The following is a 5,158-nucleotide window of genomic DNA, read 5'->3' as shown; positions in this document are numbered from 1 at the left end:
TGTATCAGCTGCATCGCCAGATGCATAAGGCTGGGTAGCCACGTCCGGAAGGGATAAACGCTGAAGGCATCTAAGCGTGAAGCCCCCCTCAAGATGAGATATCCCTGGCTTGTCCAGTAAGACCCCTTAGAGAGTATGAGGTTAGATAGGCACAAGGTGTAAGCACGGTAACGTGTTCAGCTGATGTGTACTAATAGGTCGAGGGCTTATCCAAAAAGGTTAGGAACAAAAGAAGAGGTTAGGATTTAGATAATCAGTGTTCGGTTTTGAAGGTACAAGAAAGAGTACCATGCTTGGCATGGTATTTTTGTATCAATAATCCTCAATAGCTCAGTCGGTAGAGCATTCGGCTGTTAACCGAAGTGTCGTAGGTTCGAGTCCTACTTGGGGAGCTAGTCAAAGTAAGCTTTGACGTTGAATCTAATCCGGCTCCGTGGTCAAGCGGTCAAGACATCGCCCTTTCACGGCGGTAACACGAGTTCGATTCTCGTCGGAGTCACTTTCAGGAGCTTTAGCTCAGTTGGTTAGAGCAACCGGCTCATAACCGGTCGGTCCCGGGTTCAAGTCCCTGAAGCTCCACTAGGTTTATGTAAAACCGAATATACCCAGTTAATTTGGGGTCTTAGCTCAGCTGGGAGAGCATCTGCCTTACAAGCAGAGGGTCACAGGTTCGAGCCCTGTAGGCCCCACTAACGCGATATGCTCGAAGCATATCGCGTATTTTTTACCAAAACTAAATAAGGTAAAATGCCGGCGTGGCGGAACTGGCAGACGCCCGGGACTTAAAATCCCGTGGGTAGCGATACCCGTACCGGTTCGATCCCGGTCGCCGGCAGTAAGAGAGAAGCAGTGATGCTTCTCTTTTTTGCGTTCATTTATTTTGCTGAGTCAGTTTATTAAAGTATTCTAATAACCTTTTTTCTAAGGATTTATCCTTCTGGAGAGAGTTTACAAATGAAAAGAGTTCCGGGTCTTCAGATGAAGAAATCGTTATTGTACTTGGATTTGGATCATCTGTTAAGCCATAAAGATAGTCAGAAGTAGTGTTGAACGTTGACGCTATGAAACATACTGTTTGGAATGATGGCTCCCTTTGCCCATTTTCATAACGCCCGTAACCCATTGCAGACATGTTGAGTTTTCTTGCTGCTTCAGCTTTGTTCATACCTAATTGTTCTCGAATTTGGATTATTCTTTCAGCTTTGAATTTCATATGTACCTCATTTTACTATTGACAAGTAACCAATGGTTATGTATTATACAATAACCGATGGTTATATTATAACCTAAATTATTCATTTATCAAGGAGGAATAAAAATGGGATGTTGGATGATTGGGGCAGGTGAATTAGAGATAATTCCTGCGCCAGATGAGACATTGATCAAGGAGTACATTAAGTTTTCAAATAGGGTCAATCCGTATGAAAAAATGGATGAAAGCTTTCCAAATCCGTGGTTTTTTAATGAGGATAATCGATTAGAGTCGATAGCTGGTAAATTTGCCGAACCTTCTGTCTGGTATGACTACATAAAGAACTTTTTTGAGGCGCTAGGTTATAAACTGGTTGGTGAAAAGCAAATAGTGGGTGAATGTGACCCTGGAGTAAACTTCTGGGAATTGGATGATATTCAGTACAAGAAGTATAAAAAGTGGAAAGAGAGGATTCAGGATTATGAATTGGGAGCATAAAAATGTGCAATGAATTTTCTATGAATTATCTCTTTATATTCTTGACTTAAGGTTTTGATTACAATACTATAATCTTAACAGCGGACACTTGAGGTTCGTTTGAACGTTGAAATCAAAGAGGGTTCTGGAACGCTTTCTTTGATGGAGTTCTAGGTGGGTTCGATAAATAACCACAAACCAGATAGGATTATCCGAAAGAAAATTATCTAAAAGACCTTGTAGCCAAATACAAGGTCTTTATTTTTTGGAGATACAATGGGAGTGTTAGAGTCTTTAAGCTCATATGACAAACTGCTAAACACGGAATATCTTATAAAAATTGGCAGAAAAGGAAAGGCTAGCGTTCTTTGCCTGGTTTTTGATAAGGTTGATTGGTTCCACACAATGGGATTGCATTATCTGAAGGATCTTGAATTCTTAACCGTACATGGAGCTCAAACAGAATCTTTATATGATGAAATCATCGCAGGAACTTATGAAAATGCTGACTTTGAAAAATCAAGGTATTATACAGATGAAATGGAATTAAGGGTAGAGCTTTTCGGACAGCTTGCGGACATAATAGAAAAGCTGGATAACCAAGAGTACAGCTTTTTTGGCTTTAGTAAAAAGAAGTGCCCTTGGACAAGCATCAATGCAGATTATCTGATAAACAATCATGAGAGATTTGAAAATCTTATGCTATATAAGAAAAGTGATAATCTGGCAGGGATAATATTTATCGGTGAAATGTCTATCTTTTCTTCTGAGGCAAGAATGAATGACTACACAGTAGGACAGACACAGTATACGGTTCTTAAAGTTGAAAAACGCGAGAAGGTTACAGGTACTGTGACACCTGTATTTACACATAGGAACTATAAAGAATAAAATGGTTTAAGCACATTTGATGTATATCCACAACTAGGTTCAAAAGTGGGTTCAGAAAATAAAGTGAAACCGCCAGTCTCTTTTCCATCTATGTTTGAAAGGCGCAGGAAAGTTCGATCCCGGTCGCCGGCATTAAACATTAGAGAATCGCATTAGTTTGCGGTTCTCTTTTTTGTTGCCATCTTGTACTATAAAAGAGTGCGCAAGAGTGTGCATATATGTTGGATGGGGGAAGGGAGACTTAATTATGGTTATACATCCAATTGAACCAATATATGATAAGAGTTCAAAAATACTTATTCTGGGAAGTTTTCCCTCTGTTAAATCAAGAGAAGAAGGATTTTTCTATGGGCATAAGCAGAATAGATTTTGGAAGGTGGTTTCCGGAGTGTTTGAAGAGGAAGAGCCAGGGACAATTGAGGAGAAGAAAGCTCTTTTGATAAGGAACAAGATTGCATTATGGGATGTGATACAGTCTTGCGATATTGTCGGTTCGTCGGACTCCAGTATCACTAATGTAGTGCCAAACGACTTAAGCCGTATATTAAACACAGCGGATATCAAGATAATATATGTCAATGGTAAAACGGCACTTAAGTATTATGAAAAGTATACGGAGCCTGTAATAAAAAGACGTGCAATATGTCTTCCATCTACAAGTCCCGCCAATGCTGCCTGGAATATGGAAAAGCTTCTGAGCGAATGGAAATGCATAAATGAATAAAAAAAGTATTGACCTTGCCCTAAGGGCATGCTTTATCCTTATAGTTGAAAACTAATATGCAAAGGGGAGACTATGAGCAGAAAAGATATTTTTGGGAATGAAATTAAGTCTGAGTGCGTAGGATGCGCAATTGTGCGTGGCGAGGTGAAACTTCCTGGGGGAATTATTTATGACGGGGAGTCGATTATTCTTGCTGCAGATCCTGAGATTCCAATTCCCGGGTTTCTAATAATAACAAGTAAAAGACATATTCAGTCTTTTGCGGAATTAGCTGCAGACGAGAGAACTGAGATAGGAAATACAATAGCAATTGCAGAAAGAGCTATAAAGGAGCTGAAAATTGCTGAAACTGTTACATTGGTGCAGGAAGAACGCTCCAAGCACTTTCATATATGGATTTTTCCTAATCAGGAGTGGATGCTGGAACAATTTGGATATGGTTTGCAGTATCTGCGTGATATCAATGCTTTTGCCAAAGATAATGCTTCTGATACAGATATTGAAAACGTGATAAGGACTGCCGAAGAAATCAAGAAATACATAGAAAGCGAAGACAAATATGACTAAAATCATTCCAATAAAAGAGCTGAAAATAAAAGAAACTGCAGCAAGAGAGCTTCCTAAGGATATTGAAGAAGGAGTACAAGTTTACTGGAATGAACTTATAGCAAAGTATCCGGGGATGTTTAATGGGGCGTTATATTCTGTAATCAATATGGAAAATGATGACGGCACAGTCACGATAACCTGTGAGCCCTCTGATTATGCCCATTACAAATACAGTGAGATCATGGATCTTGGAGAGTATGCATGTAGAAGTATGTATGCCGGTTGCATATTAGTCTCATCTGACAAAAAGCTGTTTGTTTCGTTAAATGGCGTAGGTTCAGAGTTTGTAGGAAAGATTCAGGGAATAGGTGGAGTTATGGACCCTTCTGACAGGATTATTGGTGGGACCATACGCGAGGATGGCAGTACAGATAATAACAAATTATCACCTTTAGTGACAGCATTTCGAGAGCTTGAAGAAGAGGTTGGAAAGGAAATCAGGGATAGCGTTACTGATATAGGCAAATCATATCTTGTTACTAATGACAATAAGTATGGCTTTCCTTTTGTTTTTTATTCAAGCCTTGATTCAAAAACAATTCAACATGCCTTTGATTCTTTTAAGAAGGAGACCGGCAGTAATGAAGTTGATAGGCTGATCTATTTTGGAAAAGATGATATGGCTGAACTTGAGAAATATGAATACGGACAAGATATTGGTGTAGTGGATCTTTTGAAAGTCATTATGGGTGAATTGTAAAAGATTGAACGGAATATTACTTGTCTTTATCTCTGTATAATTGATAAATAAAGATGAATAATATTTTGCTATGCACATTTGTGACTTATTTTGTACAGGCACTATATTTTGCAAAAGTGGTACAAATTTGGTACAAAAGAAAGGCAAGGCCGGCGAAGCCCCTTTCTCTGCGGCTTTGCGAGACTACTAAAAGTTCGACCCCGGTCGCCGGCATTAAATAGAAAGAGAAACGTAAGTAATTACGTTTCTCTCAGACTGTAGACAAAGTGGTCCTGAGAGCGTAGCTCTCAAGACCATTTTTCTTTTTCGCGAGTGTTTTATTGATAATAAAGGATAGAAACGGCCTCTATCAGGCCATCTCTAACCGCCATTCATGCTTGATTCTTGCAAGCTTTTTTAGATTCATACACGCAAAGGTAAGCGCGACCTTCATTTCCATCCGCGCCTTGCCATACATCTGCGTATATCTGAATCCGTGGTTCTCTTTTGCTGTTCCAAAGATTCTCTCTATTGTTTCTTTTCTGTGAGAATAGAGATCCTTCATTCCTTCTGTGTACCTTATATC

At 39.4% G+C, this 5,158-nt stretch carries 6 protein-coding genes, 5 tRNA genes, 1 rRNA gene and 1 pseudogene; 11 read left to right on the top strand and 2 right to left on the bottom strand.

Annotated features, from left to right (window positions below; translation table 11 throughout):
- The 6 genes from G613_RS0117710 to G613_RS0117685 all read left to right on the top strand — a co-directional run.
- A 23S ribosomal RNA gene (locus tag G613_RS0117710) occupies positions 1–214 on the top strand; the annotation flags it as partial.
- A gap of 105 nt (positions 215–319) precedes the next feature.
- Positions 320–392: transfer RNA gene (locus tag G613_RS0117705), tRNA-Asn, on the top strand.
- A gap of 35 nt (positions 393–427) precedes the next feature.
- Positions 428–499: transfer RNA gene (locus G613_RS0117700), tRNA-Glu, on the top strand.
- Positions 500–505: 6 nt separating this feature from the next.
- Positions 506–579, top strand: a tRNA-Ile gene (locus G613_RS0117695).
- A gap of 37 nt (positions 580–616) precedes the next feature.
- A tRNA-Val gene (locus tag G613_RS0117690) sits at positions 617–689 on the top strand.
- Positions 690–749: 60 nt separating this feature from the next.
- A tRNA-Leu gene (locus tag G613_RS0117685) sits at positions 750–835 on the top strand.
- 36 nt (positions 836–871) lie between these two features.
- Here the strand turns inward: G613_RS0117685 and G613_RS0117680 are convergent.
- Complete coding sequence (locus tag G613_RS0117680; protein ID WP_029233826.1) at positions 872–1,213, bottom strand: helix-turn-helix domain-containing protein; 342 nt, start codon at positions 1,211–1,213, stop codon at positions 872–874.
- A 105-nt stretch (positions 1,214–1,318) separates the two neighbouring features.
- Between G613_RS0117680 and G613_RS0117675 the strand changes: the two genes are divergently transcribed.
- The 5 genes from G613_RS0117675 (at position 1,319) to G613_RS0117655 (ending at position 4,593) form a co-directional block, all read left to right on the top strand.
- Positions 1,319–1,690, top strand: coding sequence for a hypothetical protein (locus G613_RS0117675; RefSeq protein ID WP_029233825.1), 372 nt, complete (start codon positions 1,319–1,321; stop codon positions 1,688–1,690).
- Positions 1,691–1,945: 255 nt separating this feature from the next.
- Positions 1,946–2,560 carry a PBECR4 domain-containing protein gene (locus G613_RS0117670; protein ID WP_029233824.1) on the top strand — a complete coding sequence of 205 codons (615 nt, stop codon included), beginning with the start codon at positions 1,946–1,948 and terminating at the stop codon, positions 2,558–2,560.
- 247 nt (positions 2,561–2,807) lie between these two features.
- Positions 2,808–3,284 (top strand): DNA-deoxyinosine glycosylase, encoded by a 477-nt coding sequence (locus G613_RS0117665; protein ID WP_029233823.1) that lies wholly within the window; start codon positions 2,808–2,810, stop codon positions 3,282–3,284.
- Positions 3,285–3,356: 72 nt separating this feature from the next.
- On the top strand, positions 3,357–3,851 hold the full coding sequence (locus G613_RS0117660) for an HIT family protein (protein ID WP_029233822.1): 495 nt from the start codon (positions 3,357–3,359) through the stop codon (positions 3,849–3,851).
- Positions 3,844–4,593 carry a hypothetical protein gene (locus G613_RS0117655; RefSeq protein ID WP_029233821.1) on the top strand — a complete coding sequence of 250 codons (750 nt, stop codon included), beginning with the start codon at positions 3,844–3,846 and terminating at the stop codon, positions 4,591–4,593. Before G613_RS0117660 ends, G613_RS0117655 begins: the two co-directional genes overlap by 8 nt.
- Before the next feature lie 367 nt (positions 4,594–4,960).
- On the opposite strand, the pseudogene G613_RS0117650 reads toward G613_RS0117655, so the two are convergent.
- Positions 4,961–5,158: pseudogene (locus G613_RS0117650) on the bottom strand (transposase); the annotation flags it as partial.

It is taken from the genome of Butyrivibrio sp. VCB2006 (assembly GCF_000420945.1).
Classification (GTDB): Bacteria; Bacillota; Clostridia; order Lachnospirales; family Lachnospiraceae; genus Butyrivibrio.
Note: the sequence above shows the minus strand (reverse complement) of the source record. Positions and strands in the feature narration are given on the sequence as shown.

Excerpts from the sequence above, each read along its gene's own strand:
- G613_RS0117670 (WP_029233824.1), top strand. The coding sequence starts at position 1,946 with ATGGGAGTGTTAGAGTCTTTAAGCTCATATGACAAACTGCTAAACACG.
- G613_RS0117660 (WP_029233822.1), top strand. The coding sequence starts at position 3,357 with ATGAGCAGAAAAGATATTTTTGGGAATGAAATTAAGTCTGAGTGCGTA.
- G613_RS0117680 (WP_029233826.1), bottom strand. The coding sequence starts at position 1,213 with ATGAAATTCAAAGCTGAAAGAATAATCCAAATTCGAGAACAATTAGGT.
- G613_RS0117675 (WP_029233825.1), top strand. The coding sequence starts at position 1,319 with ATGGGATGTTGGATGATTGGGGCAGGTGAATTAGAGATAATTCCTGCG.
- G613_RS0117655 (WP_029233821.1), top strand. The coding sequence starts at position 3,844 with ATGACTAAAATCATTCCAATAAAAGAGCTGAAAATAAAAGAAACTGCA.
- G613_RS0117665 (WP_029233823.1), top strand. The coding sequence starts at position 2,808 with ATGGTTATACATCCAATTGAACCAATATATGATAAGAGTTCAAAAATA.